This is a genomic window from Streptomyces sp. NPDC017676 (assembly GCF_044329325.1).
Classification (GTDB): Bacteria; Actinomycetota; Actinomycetes; order Streptomycetales; family Streptomycetaceae; genus Streptomyces.
The window spans coordinates 152,573-166,459 of the sequence record NZ_JBIRJA010000014.1 but is presented as its reverse complement, the minus strand read 5'-3'; the positions used below and the strand labels follow the sequence as shown (position 1 = coordinate 166,459).

Genomic DNA, 13,887 nt, shown 5'->3' with positions numbered 1-13,887 from the left:
TTTCGGCGGTTGGCGGTCCGCTGGCGGTGGCGGGGTGGCTGGTTTCGGTGGGTTGGGGGCGCCGGGCCGGTTTCTGTGGGTCGGGGGTTCCGGGCTGGTTTCGGTAGGTCGGCTATCAGGCGGGCCGGCCGGATCGGGATCGGGCACGCGGACCAGAACAGGCCGGCCGGCCTGTCAGGTGTTCGTCGCGATGAGCAGGGCGAACAGGCCCAGCACCAGGACGATCCCGGCGGCGCCGCAGATGATGCCGGCCAGAGCCACGCCCGGGTTCGTCGCCTCTCCCTGGTTGGCCTTGCCCCGGCCCAGCGCGCCGAAGATCAGGGCCAGGATGCCCAGCACCAGGGCGATCGGCCACAGGATGAAACCGACCGCGGAGATGATCCCCAGCACCAGCGAGGCCGTACCCATGCCGTTGCTCGGGGGCGGCTGCATCCCGGGCCAGGCGTAGCCCTGGGCGGCGGGGTAGGGGGCGACACCGCCGTACGGGGCCTGCTGCGGGCCCGGGTAGCCGTACGCGGGTGCGGTGCCGGGGTAGCCGTACGCCGGCGCCGCGCCCGGATAGCCGTACGGCACCTGGCCGGGGCCGTCAGGGGCGATGGGAGGCGGCGGCACCGGCTCCGCTCCCCCGTGCGGGCCGGCGGAGGACGCCGGCGGGGCGAAGGGGTTCGCCGGGGGCGTGTAGGGGTTCGGCCGCGGCGCGGGGGCCGGAGGCGCGAAGGGGTTCGACTCCGAGGCGGCAGCCGGGGGCGCGAAGGGGTTCGACTCCACGCCGGCAGCCGGAGGCGCGAACGGGGTCGACTGCGCGCCGACAGCCGGAGATGCGAACCCGTTCGGCTGCGAGGCAGCGGACGGCGGCGCGAACGGGTCGGGCTGGGGTGCCGGAGACGACGGCGCGAACGGGTCGGGCTGGGGCGTCGCGGACGGTGGGGCGAAGGGGTTCGGCCGGGGCGCCGGGGCTGTGGAGGCGGAGTCCCCGGCTGGGCCGGCCCAGGGCGCGGGTGCGGCGTCGACGGGTGCGGCCGGCTGCGGGAACGCCGGCAGTGATGTCACCGTCCGCTGGTCGTGGACGGAGCCTGGGGCGGGAACGGCGTCCTGGACCCCTTCCTCATCCGCTCCCCGGGCCGCCGGTGCCGTGCGCTCCGGTTCCTTGTCGAAGGAGACCCGGGGTATCGCGGAGTGGTGCCCGGCGCTCTGCTCCGCCGGCGTGGACTGCGGCACCTCGTCGGACATGGTCGGCACACCCCTCAGCTGGACGTCCCGTCATGCTACGGGCAGCGTCGGCCACCGCGGCCCGGGGCCTACGATGATGCGCCGCAACCCGATCAGCCGATCATCGCGCCCGCACCACGGACCACGTCCGCCGCACGACGTGCCCTGGACCACGTGCCGCGGGCGCCCGTCCCGGGGAGGACCCCTTGACCGACAGCTCCGTACCCGCCACCGGCACCGCCGACCGCGATCTGCGCGCCTTCATCGCCGGACTGCCCAAGGCGGAACTGCACGTCCATCACGTCGGCTCCGCCTCCCCCCGCATCGTCTCCGAACTGGCCGCCCGCCACCCCGACTCCAAGGTCCCCAGCGACCCCGAGGCCCTGGCCGACTACTTCACCTTCACCGACTTCGCGCACTTCATCGAGGTGTACCTGTCGGTCGTGGACCTCATCCGCACCCCGGAGGACGTCCGGCTGCTCACCTACGAGGTGGCCCGTGACATGGCCCGGCAGCAGGTGCGGTACGCCGAGCTGACCATCACCCCGTTCTCCTCCACCCGGCGCGGCATCGACGCGCGGGCGTTCATGGACGCGATCGAGGACGCCCGGAAGGCCGCCGAGGCCGAGTTCGGGACCGTACTGCGCTGGTGCTTCGACATCCCCGGTGAGGCCGGTCTGGAGTCGGCCGAGGAGACGGTGCGGCTGGCCACCGACGACCGGTTCCGCCCGGAGGGCCTGGTGTCGTTCGGGCTCGGCGGGCCGGAGATCGGCGTGCCCCGGCCGCAGTTCAAGCCGTACTTCGACCGGGCCATCGCGGCCGGTCTGCGCTCCGTCCCGCACGCCGGGGAGACGACCGGCCCGGAGACCGTGTGGGACGCGCTGACGGAGCTGCGCGCCGAGCGGATCGGGCACGGCACCAGCTCGGCGCGGGACCCGAAGCTGCTCGCCCACCTCGCCGAGCACCGCGTACCGCTGGAGGTGTGCCCGACCTCCAACATCGCCACCCGCGCGGTCCGCACGCTGGAGGAGCACCCGCTCAAGGAGTTCGCGCGGGCCGGGGTGCTGGTCACGATCAACTCCGACGACCCGCCGATGTTCGGTACGGACCTGAACAACGAGTACGCGGTGGCCGCCCGGCTCCTGGACCTGGACGAGCGGGGCCTGGCCGACCTGGCGAAGAACGCCGTGGAGGCCTCCTTCCTGGACGCGGCGGGCAAGGCGCGGATCACGGCCGAGATCGACACGTACACCGCCGCCTGGCCGGCCTCCTGACACCGGCCACAATGGGGGCCATGCAGACGCTGACCGCCGTGGCCCACCGCGGCGACCCCTACCGTTTCCGCGAGAACACCCTCGACTCACTGCGGTCCGCGCTCGACCGGGGCGCGGACGCCGTCGAGGTCGACGTACGGCTCACCCGGGACGGCGTCCCCGTGCTGCTGCACGACGACACGCTGCGGCGGCTGTGGGAGGTCGACCGGCCGCTCGCCGCGCTGTCCGCCGACGAGCTGGACGGGCTCACGGCGGGCGGTGTGCCGACACTGGCACAGGCGCTGGCCGTGACCGGGGACAGCAGGGTGATGGTGGACCTGTGCGGACCGGTCGGCCGCCGCACGGTCGCGCGGACCCTGGACGTGGTGCGGCAGTGCGGGGCCGGGGAGCGGGTCTACTACAGCGCGCACGCCGAGGCGATGCTCGCCGTCCGCGCCGCCGACCCGGCCGCCGAGATCGCCCTGACCTGGACGACCCTGGCGCCGCCCCGGCCCGCGCTGCTCGCCGAGATCCGCCCGCGCTGGCTCAACTACCGCTTCTCCCTGGTGAGCCGGGAGCTGGCGGCCCGCGTCCACCACGACGGTCTCCTGCTGTCCGTCTGGACCCCGGACACCCGCCGCTCCATGAGCCGCCTGCTCGACCTGGGCGTCGACTCGGTCACGACGAACCGGATCGACGTCCTGCACGCCCTGCGCGCCACGGGCTAGGTGTACCGCGGGCCAGGTGTGCTGTCCCGTGACGCCGGTGACATGCCTAGGCCCCGGAGAACTCCAGCGGGGGCACGATCGCCTGGGCGTCGGCGCCCTCCGCCACCCACAGCCGGATCAGCAGTGCGGCCGTCGCCTCCAGCAGCCCGGACCGGTCCAGTCCGCCGGCGAGCAGCGGCACACAGCCCAGGTCACGCACGAGCCGTCGTACGACCGTGAGCGCGGCCTCGTCGTCCCCGCACAGCGGGACCGCCAGCGGGCGGCCTGCGAAGACGGGCGGGGTCAGCCGCCAGACGCTCTCGTGGCAGATGTTGAACGCCTTGACCACGCGGGCGGTGGGCGCGGCGGCGGCGATGCGCTCGGCCGCCGCCGGGCCGCCGGCCGTGAGCAGGGCGAAGCCGGGGCCCACGGGGTTGGTGCAGTCGATCAGCACCCGTCCGCGCAGGGCCTCTTCGAGCCCTGTGACGACGTCCACGGCCGCCGCGTGCGGCACGGCCAGCAGCACCGCGTCGGTGCCGTGCTCCGCCGCCGCCCGCAGGTCGCCGCGCGACCGGCCGGCCGCGACCACCTCGTGCCCGGCCCGCTCCCACTGTCCGCCCAGCGCCCGGGCCATCGAGCCCGTACCGAGAATCCCTATGCGCACAACGTCCTCCCCAGCGTGTGTCGGTTACGGACAGGACAGTAGGAAGCCGCTCGGGCACCATTCGGTACGTGACCGACGACCACGCCTTCCTCGCCGACTGCCGGGCCCGGCTCGCCTTCGACCTGCTCGCCAACACCTGGAACTCGGTGGTGGTGTGGGCCCTCAGGGACGGACCGCGGCGGCCGGTCGCCCTGCGCGAGCACATCGGCGGGATCAGCCAGAAGGTACTGACCGAGACCCTGCGGCGGCTGGAGTTCAACGGCCTGGTGGAACGACGGGCCTACGGCGGCTCGCCACCCCGCGTGGAGTACGGACTCACCACGCTGGGGCGCACGTTGCTCGCACCGATCGACGCCTTCGGCGCCTGGGCGTTCGAGCACGGCGACGAGGTGATGGCCGCGCAGGAGCACTACACCCGCGCGGGGGCGGACCGTAGGGGTGATCCCGGGCAACTCCCCTAGTACGACGGCTGGTTGATCGGGGGCGAGCAAGGGTCGTACGCCCTCCTCGGTGAGGATCCGCGGCCCCGGTCCGGCACCGGAGGATGATCACGCACCGTCTTCCGGTGTCCGACGTCCGGCCCCCTCAAGGAGTCCCGCATGCCCCGCACCAGCCGTTCCGTCCTCCTGGCCGCCGCCCTCGTCACCGCGGTGGCCGCCGGCCCGCTGGCCGCCCCCGCCTTCGCCGCGACCGCGCCCTTGGCATCCGCGTCCTCGACGTCCGCCGCACCGGCATCCGGCACGACCGGCCCCGACACCGAGGCCCTCGCCGCCGCCGTCGCCGGGCTGCCCGACCACGACGCCACCGCCGCGCTGCTCCGTGTCGGTGGCGACGGGACCTGGCGCGGGACGGCCGGGGTGCGGGACGTGCGTACCGGGGCGCCGGCCCTGGAGAACGCGCGCTTCCGGGCCGGTTCGGTGACGAAGGTGGTGACCGCGTCGATCGTGCTGCAACTGGCCGCGGAGGGCCGGATCGATCTTGACGGGACCGTACAGCGGTATCTGCCGGGCCTGCTCACCGAGGACTTCGCGCCGGTCACCGTGCGGCAGTTGCTGAACTACACCAGCGGTCTGCGCCCGGGTTCGTCCCTCGGCGACACGGTGGAAGAGGGGTACCCGCACCGCTTCGAGACGCTGACGCCCCGGCAGGTCGTGGCGGACGCCGTGGCGGGGGGTCCGGCGTACGCGCCGGGCACTCGGCAGACCTACGGCAACATCCACTACACCGTGCTCGGCATGCTCATCGAGAAGGTGACCGGCGACTCGTACGCGCACCAGGCCGAGGTGCGGGTCTTCCGGCCGCTCGGCATGCGGCACAGCTCCTTCCCGGTCGGCGCGGACCCCCGGATCCACGGCCCGCACAACCGGGGTTACGACTGGATCGACGGCAAGCTGGTCGACGTGACCGACTGGAACATGTCCGACCGGTTCGCGGCCGGCGACATGATCTCCACGACCGCCGATCTGGAGCGGCTGTTGGTCGGGGTGTTCCGCGGCCGGGTGGTGCCGCGGCCGGAGCTGAAGGAGATGTTCACGCTGCCGGACGTGCCCGGGGCGCGGTACGGCGCGGGGCTGGAGCGGTTCGAGGTGAACGGCAAGGTGATCTGGGGCAAGACCGGTTCGCGCCCCGGGTACGCGACGGTGATCGCCGCGACCCCGGACCTGTCCCGCACCCTGGTCTACTCGGTCAACTCCACGGACGCGAAGGGCGACGGCCTGGCCGTCGCCCAGCGCTTCGCGTTCCCGGCGTTCAACCGCTGACCGGAGCGGGGCCGTTCGCCGTACACCGGATTCAGCCCGCGGCGGTGGCGGCCGGGAGCGCGGGCGCCGCGCCGAGCGCCTCCAGCCGCTTGATCCTCTTCCGTACGACGTACAGCGGGACCACCCCGAAGACCCCGAACGACATGTCGATGACGCTCCACCAGAAGGGGATCCCGCGGACCGGTCCGCAGACGAGGGCGAGCGGGATGATCCCGGCACAGGCGATCATCCCGAACTCGACCACCCAGATGTTGCGGACGGGGTCGCGGTACGGGCCGTAGAACGCGACCGCGATGACGAGGTGCGCGAAGGCGAGCCAGTCGGTGCCGTACAGGACGAAGGGCTGGTCGGCGTCGACGGTGTCCAGTCCCTCCCGCACCCGGGAGATCCACGCCATCAGCCCCGGCAGGTGCTCCGGCACGGACAGCGCGCGCAACGCGCCCTCGGTCCAGCGCAGTTCGTGCACCAACGGGAAGGCGGTGGCCCCGCTGAGCACGAGACACACGACGAAGAGGGCCAGCCAGACGCGGATGCCCTTGAGCAGGGCGGCTCTGTCGCTCATGACGGCAGCGTACGCCTGGAATTGAACATGTTCAAAACTCTTCCCAGTGGAGCACCCGCTCCCGTGAAATGCGGTTGGCCGGGCGGAAGTCGGTGCCGAGGGTGTACGCGACGGGGATGAGCGCGGCCTGCATGACGTCCTCGTACGGGATGCCCAGCACCCGGGCCGACTCCCGCTCGTGCACGAGGTTCCCGGTGGTCCAGCAGGTGCCCAGGCCCCGGGCGCGGGCGGCGAGCATGAAGCTCCACACGGCCGGCAGGATGGACCCCCAGGTGCCGGCCTGGCGCAGCACGGGTGCGTCGTCGGTACGGCCCTCCACGCACGGGACGACGAGCGCCGGGACCTCGTGGAGGTGCTCGTAGAGGTGCGCGGTGCCGGAGTAGACCCGGTCCATCCGGGCCACGCTCGCGCGCCGCACATCCCGTTCCGGCAGCGGTTCACTGGCGCCCGGCGTGCTCACACCGGCCCGCCACACGTCCGCCAGGGCGGCGCGCCGGGCCGGGTCGGTGACGATGACGAAGTGCCAGCGCTGCCGGTTGCGTCCGGTCGGCGCCTGGACCGCCAGGTCGACGCATTCCTCCAGCAGCCGGCGCGGCACCGGCCGGCTGAGGTCGAGACGGTGGCGGACGGCGCGTGTGGTGGACAGGAGCTGGTCGGAAGAGAGGCCGAGAGTCATGCGTTGACCCTGACGGGCTGGGGCGTACGGCGCCAACGCCCGGGTTTCACTGAGCGAAAACCCATTGAGAACACGGGCTGCGGACGCGGAGGAACGGTATGGCCGAGAGCGTGGCCGGGCGGGTCCTCTCCGTGCTGGACGCGTTCGGGGACGCGCCGGACACCCTGCGCCTGACGGACATCGCCCGCCGCACGGGGCTGCCTGTGCCGACCGCGCTGCGCATGGTGCGCGAACTGGTGGCCTGGGGCGGGCTGGAGCGGGCGGCCGACGGCTCCTACCGCCTCGGCACCCGTATCCGCACCCTCGGCGCCGCCGCCCCCTGCCCCCGCGGACTCCTGGCCACGGCCCTGCCGGCCCTGCGCACCCTGTCCACCCGCACCGGCGGCCATGCCGACGTGACGATCCCGGCCGACGGCGCGGCCCTCTGCCTGGTCACCGGCGAACGGCTGCCGCTGCACGCCACGGCGGCGGGCAAGGTGCTGCTGGCCTACGGCGTCGGGTCCGGGTTCGGCGGCGGGCACGAGAACGGCGGCGCGTCCGGCCGGGTCGCCGCCCACGGCACCCGTACCGCGACCGGCCCTCCCCCGGGCGCCGTCCGCCACACCCCGTACACCGTCACCGCCCCCGGCGCGCTCGGTGCCCAGCTGGCCCGGGTGCGCGCGACCGGGCTGGCGCAGGCGCACCAGGAGTACCGCCTGGGTGAACTCTCCCTCGCCGCCCCGGTGTTCCGGAACAGCAGCGCGGTGGCGGCCGTGTCCGTGACGGCCCCGACGACCGCCCGCCCCGACCGGCTGGCCCCCGCCGTACGGCAGGCGGCGGCGACGGTGAGCCGGGCGCTGGGCGACTGACGTGCCCGCGACGCGCCCGTCCACGTCACCAGTCCGGCGTCGCACCGAGGTGGCGCAGGGCCGAGGCCGCCGCCCCGGCGCCGCACATGCCGTGGGCGCCGGGGCCCGGCGGGGTGGCGGCGGAGCAGCAGAAGACGCCGGGCAGGGTGGTGGAGTAGGGGTCGAGCGCGGGGCGCGGGCCGAACAGGAGCTGGGGGACGGTCCTGGCGCCGGTGAGGATGTCGCCGCCGGCGAAGTTGGGGTTGGCTGCCGCGAACCCGGCCGGTGAGGTGGTGCGCAGGCCGACGACGCGGTCCCGGGTGCCGGGGGCGAAGCGTTCGAGCCGGCCGAGGACGGCTTCCGTGGCGTCGCCGTCGTACCCGTGGGGAACGTGGGCGTAGGCCCAGACGGGGTGAACGTCGCCGACGGACCGGCCGGGGTCGGCCAGGTACTGCTGGGCGACCAGGACGAAGGGGCGCTCGGGCATTCGGCCCTCGTGCACGTCCCTCGCCGCCCGTGCGATCTCGGCGAACGTGCCGCCGAGGTGCACGAAACCGGACCGCCGGGCGTGTCCGTTCGTCCACGGCACGCCCTGTTCCACGGCCAGGTCCACCTTGAACGCGGCGGGGCCGCGCCGGAAGCGCTGGTAGGCGCGGCGTACGCGGGTGGGCAGCCGGTCGCCGTAGACACGGGCGATCTGCCCGGGGTCGAGGTCGAGGAGGGTGACGTCGGCGGGCGGGATCTGGGCGTGGTGGGTGATGCGGACGCCGGTCCGGACGCGGCCTCCGTGCGCGCGGAGCGCCCGTTCCAGGCTGCGGGCGATGGCCTGGGAGCCGCCTTCCGCGACGGCCCATCCGGTGGCGTGACCGGCGGCGAGGACGCCGAGCCCGATGGCCGAGCCGAACGGCTCGGACAGCGGGCGGAAGGAGTGCGCCGCGACCCCGCCCCACAGGGCCCGGGCCCGGGTGGTGGAGAAGAGGCGGGCGAGCAGGGTGGCGGGCAGTGGGGTGGGCAGGCCGAAGCGGGCCAGGAGCAGGGGGTGGGAGGGGACGCGCAGGAGGGGGCCCAGCACGTCGTGGCTCAGGGCTTCCCAGTGACGCGCCGAGGGCTCCAGCAGGCGCCGGTAGCGGGGGCCGTCGGGGCCGAGCATGCGGGCGGTGTCGTTGACCGAGCGCAGCAGCACCCCCGCCGTACCGTCCTCCAGGGGGTGGACGCAGTCGACGTCCGGCAGCCGCCAGCGCAGTCCGTGGCGTGCGAGGTCCAGCGCCCTGTGCGCGGGCGAGGCGACGGTCATGGAGTGGACGGCCGAGCAGTGGTCGTGCAGCAGGCCGGGCAGGATCGCCTCCTCGCTGCGGGTGCCGCCACCGACCTCGTCGGCGGCCTCCAGGAGGGTGACGTCCAGCCCGGCCCGGGCGAGGAGCGCGGCGGCGGTGAGTCCGTTGGGCCCGCCGCCGACGACGATCGCGGTGGTCATGAGGTGATGTCTCCCACGACACCCGCCACCGCGAACGTCGTCTTCCGGCACGAACCGCCATCCCGGTGCCAACCGCCCTGAATCATTGCAAAATTCCCGGACATACCAGTAAATTGCGCCCCACCTTTGGAGACGTCACCGGCAGACGGGGCAACGGATGAGCACGGACGACCGCGTCGCGGTGACGACCGGGATCGCACGACTGCACGCGTCGCCCCGACTCGCCGGGCCCGGCCGGCTGGGGCTGGTGACCAACCACACCGGCGTCCTCCCCGACCTGCGCCCCGCCGCACCCGCGCTGCTCGCGGCCGGCGCGCCGCTGGTCGCCCTGTTCGGACCCGAGCACGGGCTGCACGGAACCGGCCAGGCCGGGCAGGGCGGGACCGCCCGGCGGGACCCCACCACCGGCCTGCCGGTCCACGACACCTACCGGTGCGACGGCGAGCGCCTCGACACCCTGCTGCTCGACAGCGGCGTCGACGCCCTGGTGTTCGACCTCCAGGACATCGGGGCCCGGTTCTACACCTACGTGTGGACGATGTTCGACCTGATGGTCTCGGCGGCCCGTACGGGCGTACGGTTCGTGGTCGCCGACCGGCCGAATCCGCTCGGGGGGCTCGTCAGCGAGGGCCCGCTGCTCGACCCGGCGTGGGCCAGCTTCGTCGGGCGCGCCCCGATACCGGTCCGGCACGGCCTCACCTGCGGCGAACTCGCCCGGCATCTCAACACCTCCGCTGTCCCCGAAGTGGCGGGAAGTACTGCCGACTTGACGGTGATCGAGGTGGCCGGCTGGCAGCGCGCCATGGACGCGGCGGCCACCGGCCTGCCGTGGATCGCGCCCTCGCCGAACATCCCGACGCCCGCCACGGCCGCCGTCTACCCGGGCACCTGCCTGTTCGAGGGGACGAATCTCTCCGAGGCCCGGGGCACCACGCAGCCCTTCGAGATCGTCGGGGCGCCGTACATCGACGCGCGGTTCGCGCCCGCGCTCGCCGAACTCGCCCTGCCGGGAGTGCACTTCCGTGATCTGCGCTTCGTACCGACCTTCCACAAACACGCCGGACGGCCGCTGCGCGGGGTCCAGCTCCACCTCACCGACCCCGTGGCGTTCGCTCCCGTACGCACCGCCGTCGCGATGCTCGCCACGCTGCGGCGGCTGTACCCGGACGACTTCGCCTGGCACACCGAGGACGGCGGCGCCGAGGCAGCCGGGGAGACCGGCCGCCGTCCCTTCATCGACCTGCTGTGGGGCTCCGACCGGTTGCGGCGCGCCGTCGACGCGGGCGACGACCCCCTGTCGCTGTGCGCCCCGCCGGCACCACCCGCCGACTGGGCCGGTGCCGACGTGCTGCTCTACCCCTGAACCCACGGCCGCCGTCGCACGCCCCGGCTCCGGGACCGAGGCCGTGACCGATGGAAGGACACTCCGTCGATGACCGACCGCACGACCACGTCCCGGGCGGGGACGCGTGGCTTTCGCGTGGGTGACGGACCCCGGCTGGTGGAGGCGTGGCGGCGGAGCGCGCCGGCCGACCCCATCACCCCGGACCGCTTCCGCTCCCTGGTGCTGCTCGACGCCAACTTCGACCCGGAGGGGCTCCGGGTCGCCGTCGACGGCGACCGGGTTCTCGGCGCGGCCTACGCGGTGCGCCGTCTGACGCCGATGAGCGGCACCGACCTGGAGCCGGAGCAGGGCTGGATCCCGTTCTTCTTCGTCGACCCGGCCGCCCGTGGGCGCGGCCTCGGCCGCCGGCTGCTGACCGACGCCCTCGACTGGCTGCACGGCCACGGCCGCACCCGCGTGGACTTCTCCTCGTACACCCCGAACTACGTCCTCCCCGGGCTGGACGCCGAGACGTACCCGGAAGCGGCGAAGCTCCTCGAATCCCTCGGCTTCCGGACCCTGTACGAGGCGGCGGCGATGGACCGCGGCCTGGTCGGCTACCGCTTCCCCGACGTGGCCGCGCGCCGGCGGGACGAACTGACGGCCCGCGGCCACCGGTTCACCACCCCGTCCGACGACGACCTCGTGGACCTGCTCGCGCTCGCCGGGAGACATTTCACCCCGGACTGGGCGCGAACGATCCGGGAGTGCGTGGCCGCCGGCACGCCGCTCGACCGGATCGTCGTCGCCCGGGACCCGTCGGGCCGCCTGGCCGGCTGGGCGATGCACGGCGCGTACGCGTCGGCGGACGGGCGGTTCGGCCCGTTCGGCGTGCTGGAGGAGATGCGCGGCACCGGGCTCGGCACGGTCCTGCTCCACCTGGTCCTGGAGCGGATGCGGGCGGGCGGCGCGCACTCCGCGTGGTTCCTGTGGACCGGCGAGCGGTCCCCGGCGGGCCGGCTGTACCGCGCGGCGGGCTTCACCACGACCCGGGTGTTCCGTGTGCTGCGCCGGGAGGCCGCCCGATGACACCGTCCCGCCGCACCGGCGGCCCGCCCGCCCGTCAGTCACCGCATGGCGCGGGCGCCCTGAGCCGTCGTCACTTCGCGCTCGCGCTCCCCTCGGCGCTGCTCGCCTCCGGCTGCGCGGCGCCGCACCGGGGCACCGGGCGGCCCGGGGACCCGATCGTCCTCACCCTGCTCTCCCACTACGCGAGCGGGGAGCTCAAGGAGGCGCTGCGCGGCCCGGTGGACGAGTGGAACGCCACGCACGACCGGGTCAAGGTGCGCACGAAGGCAGTCGAGTTCACGGACCTGCTGACCACCTTCATGGTCCGGCAGGCCGCCGGCCAGGGCGCCGACATCCTCCACCCGTACTGCCTGTGGAACGGCCAGCTCGTCCGCGCCGGCGTCCTGCGGCCCGCCCCGGCCGAGCACGCCGAGGAGATCAGGCGCGGCTACAGCGCCGCCGCGGTCGGCGCCGCGTCGGTGGGCGGCAGGGTGTACGGCTACCCCACCGAGGTCCAGACGTACGCCCTGTACTACAACAAGCGGCTGCTGCGCGCGGCGGGCCTCGACGGGCCACCGCGCACCTGGCGGGAGCTGGAGGAGACGGCCTACCGCACCACCAGGCGGGACCGGTACGGCAACACGCTCGTCCAGGGTTTCGGCCTGTCGACCTACGACGACTCCACCACCGTCGGCCAGACGCTCGCGTTGCTCGACGCCGCCGGCGGAACGTTCGTCTCGGCGGACGGCAGGAGCACGGCCATCGACTCACCGGCCGGCCGGGCCGTGTTCGACCTGGAGCACCGCCTCGTCGCCGAGGGGGCGAGCTCGCCCGGCGTCAACGTCTACCGCGCCTTCCCGTCCGGGCAGGTGGCCATGGTGATCAGCGCCGGCTGGTGGACCGGGAGCCTGAAGACCCTGATGGGCGGGGACTACCGCGATGTCGGTGTCGCGCCGGTGCCCCTCCCGGAGGCGGGCGGCGAACGCGCCACGCTCTGCACCGGTTTCATGCTCGGGGTCAACACGGCCAGTGCGCACCCGCGCGAGGCATGGGAGTTCCTGCGCTGGCTCAACGCCGAGAGGACGGGTGGCGGGAAGGGTGCGGCGGCGACCCGGATGAGCGCCCTCCAGGTGTCGGTCGGCTCCCTGACCGGCCGCGCCGACGACATGCGGACGCTCCTGGGCGCGGGCGGCGGGAAGGGCGGGGCCGGCGATCCGAACCTGCGGCCGTTCCTGGACGCGCTGGCCTACGCGGTGCCGGAGCCGAACGGGCCGGGCGCGCAGCGGGCCAAGTCGCTGCTGCGCAAGAACATCGAAGCGCTGTGGACCGGCCGGCTGTCGGTCGAGGAGGCGCTGCGCGTCACCCGCCGCCAGGTCGATCAGGAGGTGGCGCGCTCATGGTGAACGCCCTGGTCCCGGAGACGGCCGAGCGGACCCCCCGGGCGCGGGCCCTCGGACCCGCCGTCGACGCCCGCGTCCGCCACCGGCGCCGCCAGACCGTCGTCGCCTACCTCTTCCTGGCGCCGGTGCTGCTGTTCTTCGCGGTCTTCCTGGTCCTGCCGCTCGGCTTCGCGCTGCTGCTGTCGACGTCCCGCTGGTCCGGGTTCGCCCTCCGCGACATCGAGCCGGTCGGCCTGGACAACTTCACCGGCCTGTTCGCGGACGGGTCGACGTTCCTGACGCCGATCCTCACCAACACCCTGCTGTTCGCCCTGGGCACCGTCGCCCTCGCCCTGACGGGCTCGGTGCTCGTCGCGACCTGCATCGACAGGCTGCGGTTCCAGGGGTTGTGGCGCACCCTGTACTTCCTGCCGATCGTCACGACCGTCGTCGCCGTCGGCAACGTGTGGAAGTACATGTACGAGCCGGGCGGTCTGGTCAACGGCGTCCTCAACGCCGTCGGACTCGACTCGGTGGCGTTCCTCGCGGACCCGGACACCGCGCTGCCCTCGGTCGTGGTCGTCCAGTCCTGGGCCTCGCTCGGCTCGGCGATCCTCGTCCTGACCGCCGGGCTGAAGTCCGTCCCGGAGTCGTACTACGAGGCCGCCGCGCTCGACGGCGCAGGGCCCGTCATCGTCTTCTGGCGGATCACCCTGCCGCTGCTGCGGCCGTCCCTGCTGTTCGTGTGCGTCACCCAGTTCCTCACCGGCCTGCAGTCGTTCGCACTGATCATCGTGATGACCCAGGGCGGGCCGGGTGACGCGACCGACGTGGCCGCGCTGGAGATGTACCGGCTGGCCTTCGGCTACGGCGACTGGGGCACCGCGAGCGCCGCCGCCTTCGTGCTGTTCGTGGTGGTCCTCGCGGTCACGCTGGCGCAGCTGTGGTGGTTCCGGCGCAAAGGGGAGGACGCGTGAACGAGGG

Annotated in this window: 14 protein-coding genes; 9 read left to right on the top strand and 5 right to left on the bottom strand. The window is 74.0% G+C overall.

Annotated elements, in window-relative coordinates; all coding sequences use genetic code 11:
• Positions 1–174 precede the first annotated feature (174 nt).
• Positions 175–1,230 (bottom strand): DUF4190 domain-containing protein, encoded by a 1,056-nt coding sequence (locus tag ACH4LD_RS29035; RefSeq protein WP_398057122.1) that lies wholly within the window; start codon positions 1,228–1,230, stop codon positions 175–177.
• A 185-nt stretch (positions 1,231–1,415) separates the two neighbouring features.
• Here ACH4LD_RS29035 and ACH4LD_RS29030 point away from each other — a divergent pair, with 185 nt between their 5' ends.
• Both ACH4LD_RS29030 and ACH4LD_RS29025 read left to right on the top strand, forming a co-directional pair.
• Positions 1,416–2,483 carry an adenosine deaminase gene (locus tag ACH4LD_RS29030; protein WP_398057123.1) on the top strand — a complete coding sequence of 356 codons (1,068 nt, stop codon included), beginning with the start codon at positions 1,416–1,418 and terminating at the stop codon, positions 2,481–2,483.
• A 20-nt stretch (positions 2,484–2,503) separates the two neighbouring features.
• On the top strand, positions 2,504–3,190 hold the full coding sequence (locus tag ACH4LD_RS29025) for a glycerophosphodiester phosphodiesterase (protein WP_398057124.1): 687 nt from the start codon (positions 2,504–2,506) through the stop codon (positions 3,188–3,190).
• A 46-nt stretch (positions 3,191–3,236) separates the two neighbouring features.
• Here the strand turns inward: ACH4LD_RS29025 and ACH4LD_RS29020 are convergent, their stop codons facing one another.
• The gene (locus ACH4LD_RS29020; RefSeq protein ID WP_398057125.1) at positions 3,237–3,833 is read right to left on the bottom strand and encodes an NADPH-dependent F420 reductase; all 597 of its coding nucleotides are present in this window, start codon (positions 3,831–3,833) and stop codon (positions 3,237–3,239) included.
• Positions 3,834–3,901: 68 nt separating this feature from the next.
• On the opposite strand from ACH4LD_RS29020, the gene ACH4LD_RS29015 reads away from it, so the two are divergent.
• Both ACH4LD_RS29015 and ACH4LD_RS29010 read left to right on the top strand, forming a co-directional pair.
• Positions 3,902–4,294, top strand: coding sequence for a helix-turn-helix domain-containing protein (locus ACH4LD_RS29015; RefSeq protein ID WP_132788803.1), 393 nt, complete (start codon positions 3,902–3,904; stop codon positions 4,292–4,294).
• Between the two features lie 138 nt (positions 4,295–4,432).
• Positions 4,433–5,593, top strand: a complete 1,161-nt coding sequence (locus ACH4LD_RS29010; protein ID WP_398057126.1) for a serine hydrolase domain-containing protein — start codon at positions 4,433–4,435, stop codon at positions 5,591–5,593.
• Between the two features lie 31 nt (positions 5,594–5,624).
• On the opposite strand, the gene ACH4LD_RS29005 is transcribed toward ACH4LD_RS29010, so the two are convergent.
• Complete coding sequence (locus ACH4LD_RS29005; RefSeq protein ID WP_398057127.1) at positions 5,625–6,155, bottom strand: hypothetical protein; 531 nt, start codon at positions 6,153–6,155, stop codon at positions 5,625–5,627.
• 31 nt (positions 6,156–6,186) lie between these two features.
• Positions 6,187–6,831 carry a nitroreductase family protein gene (locus ACH4LD_RS29000; protein WP_398057128.1) on the bottom strand — a complete coding sequence of 215 codons (645 nt, stop codon included), beginning with the start codon at positions 6,829–6,831 and terminating at the stop codon, positions 6,187–6,189.
• 98 nt (positions 6,832–6,929) lie between these two features.
• On the opposite strand from ACH4LD_RS29000, the gene ACH4LD_RS28995 reads away from it, so the two are divergent.
• Positions 6,930–7,679: an IclR family transcriptional regulator gene (locus ACH4LD_RS28995; RefSeq protein ID WP_398057129.1), complete on the top strand. Its 750-nt coding sequence runs from the start codon at positions 6,930–6,932 to the stop codon at positions 7,677–7,679.
• Positions 7,680–7,704: 25 nt separating this feature from the next.
• Here ACH4LD_RS28995 and ACH4LD_RS28990 read toward each other — a convergent pair whose 3' ends face one another.
• The gene (locus ACH4LD_RS28990) at positions 7,705–9,132 is read right to left on the bottom strand and encodes a phytoene desaturase family protein (RefSeq protein ID WP_398057130.1); all 1,428 of its coding nucleotides are present in this window, start codon (positions 9,130–9,132) and stop codon (positions 7,705–7,707) included.
• 157 nt (positions 9,133–9,289) lie between these two features.
• Between ACH4LD_RS28990 and ACH4LD_RS28985 the strand changes: the two genes are divergently transcribed.
• The 4 genes from ACH4LD_RS28985 (at position 9,290) to ACH4LD_RS28970 (ending at position 13,880) form a co-directional block, all read left to right on the top strand.
• Entirely contained in the window at positions 9,290–10,495 is a 1,206-nt protein-coding gene (locus ACH4LD_RS28985; protein WP_398057131.1) for an exo-beta-N-acetylmuramidase NamZ domain-containing protein, read from the top strand.
• A 69-nt stretch (positions 10,496–10,564) separates the two neighbouring features.
• Positions 10,565–11,545: a GNAT family N-acetyltransferase gene (locus ACH4LD_RS28980; protein ID WP_398057132.1), complete on the top strand. Its 981-nt coding sequence runs from the start codon at positions 10,565–10,567 to the stop codon at positions 11,543–11,545.
• Complete coding sequence (locus ACH4LD_RS28975; RefSeq protein ID WP_398057133.1) at positions 11,542–12,927, top strand: extracellular solute-binding protein; 1,386 nt, start codon at positions 11,542–11,544, stop codon at positions 12,925–12,927. Before ACH4LD_RS28980 ends, ACH4LD_RS28975 begins: the two co-directional genes overlap by 4 nt.
• A complete protein-coding gene (locus tag ACH4LD_RS28970; RefSeq protein WP_398057134.1) occupies positions 12,921–13,880 on the top strand; it encodes a carbohydrate ABC transporter permease in 960 nt (319 codons plus the stop codon). The genes ACH4LD_RS28975 and ACH4LD_RS28970 overlap by 7 nt, the downstream gene beginning before the upstream one ends.
• Positions 13,881–13,887: the final 7 nt, after the last annotated feature.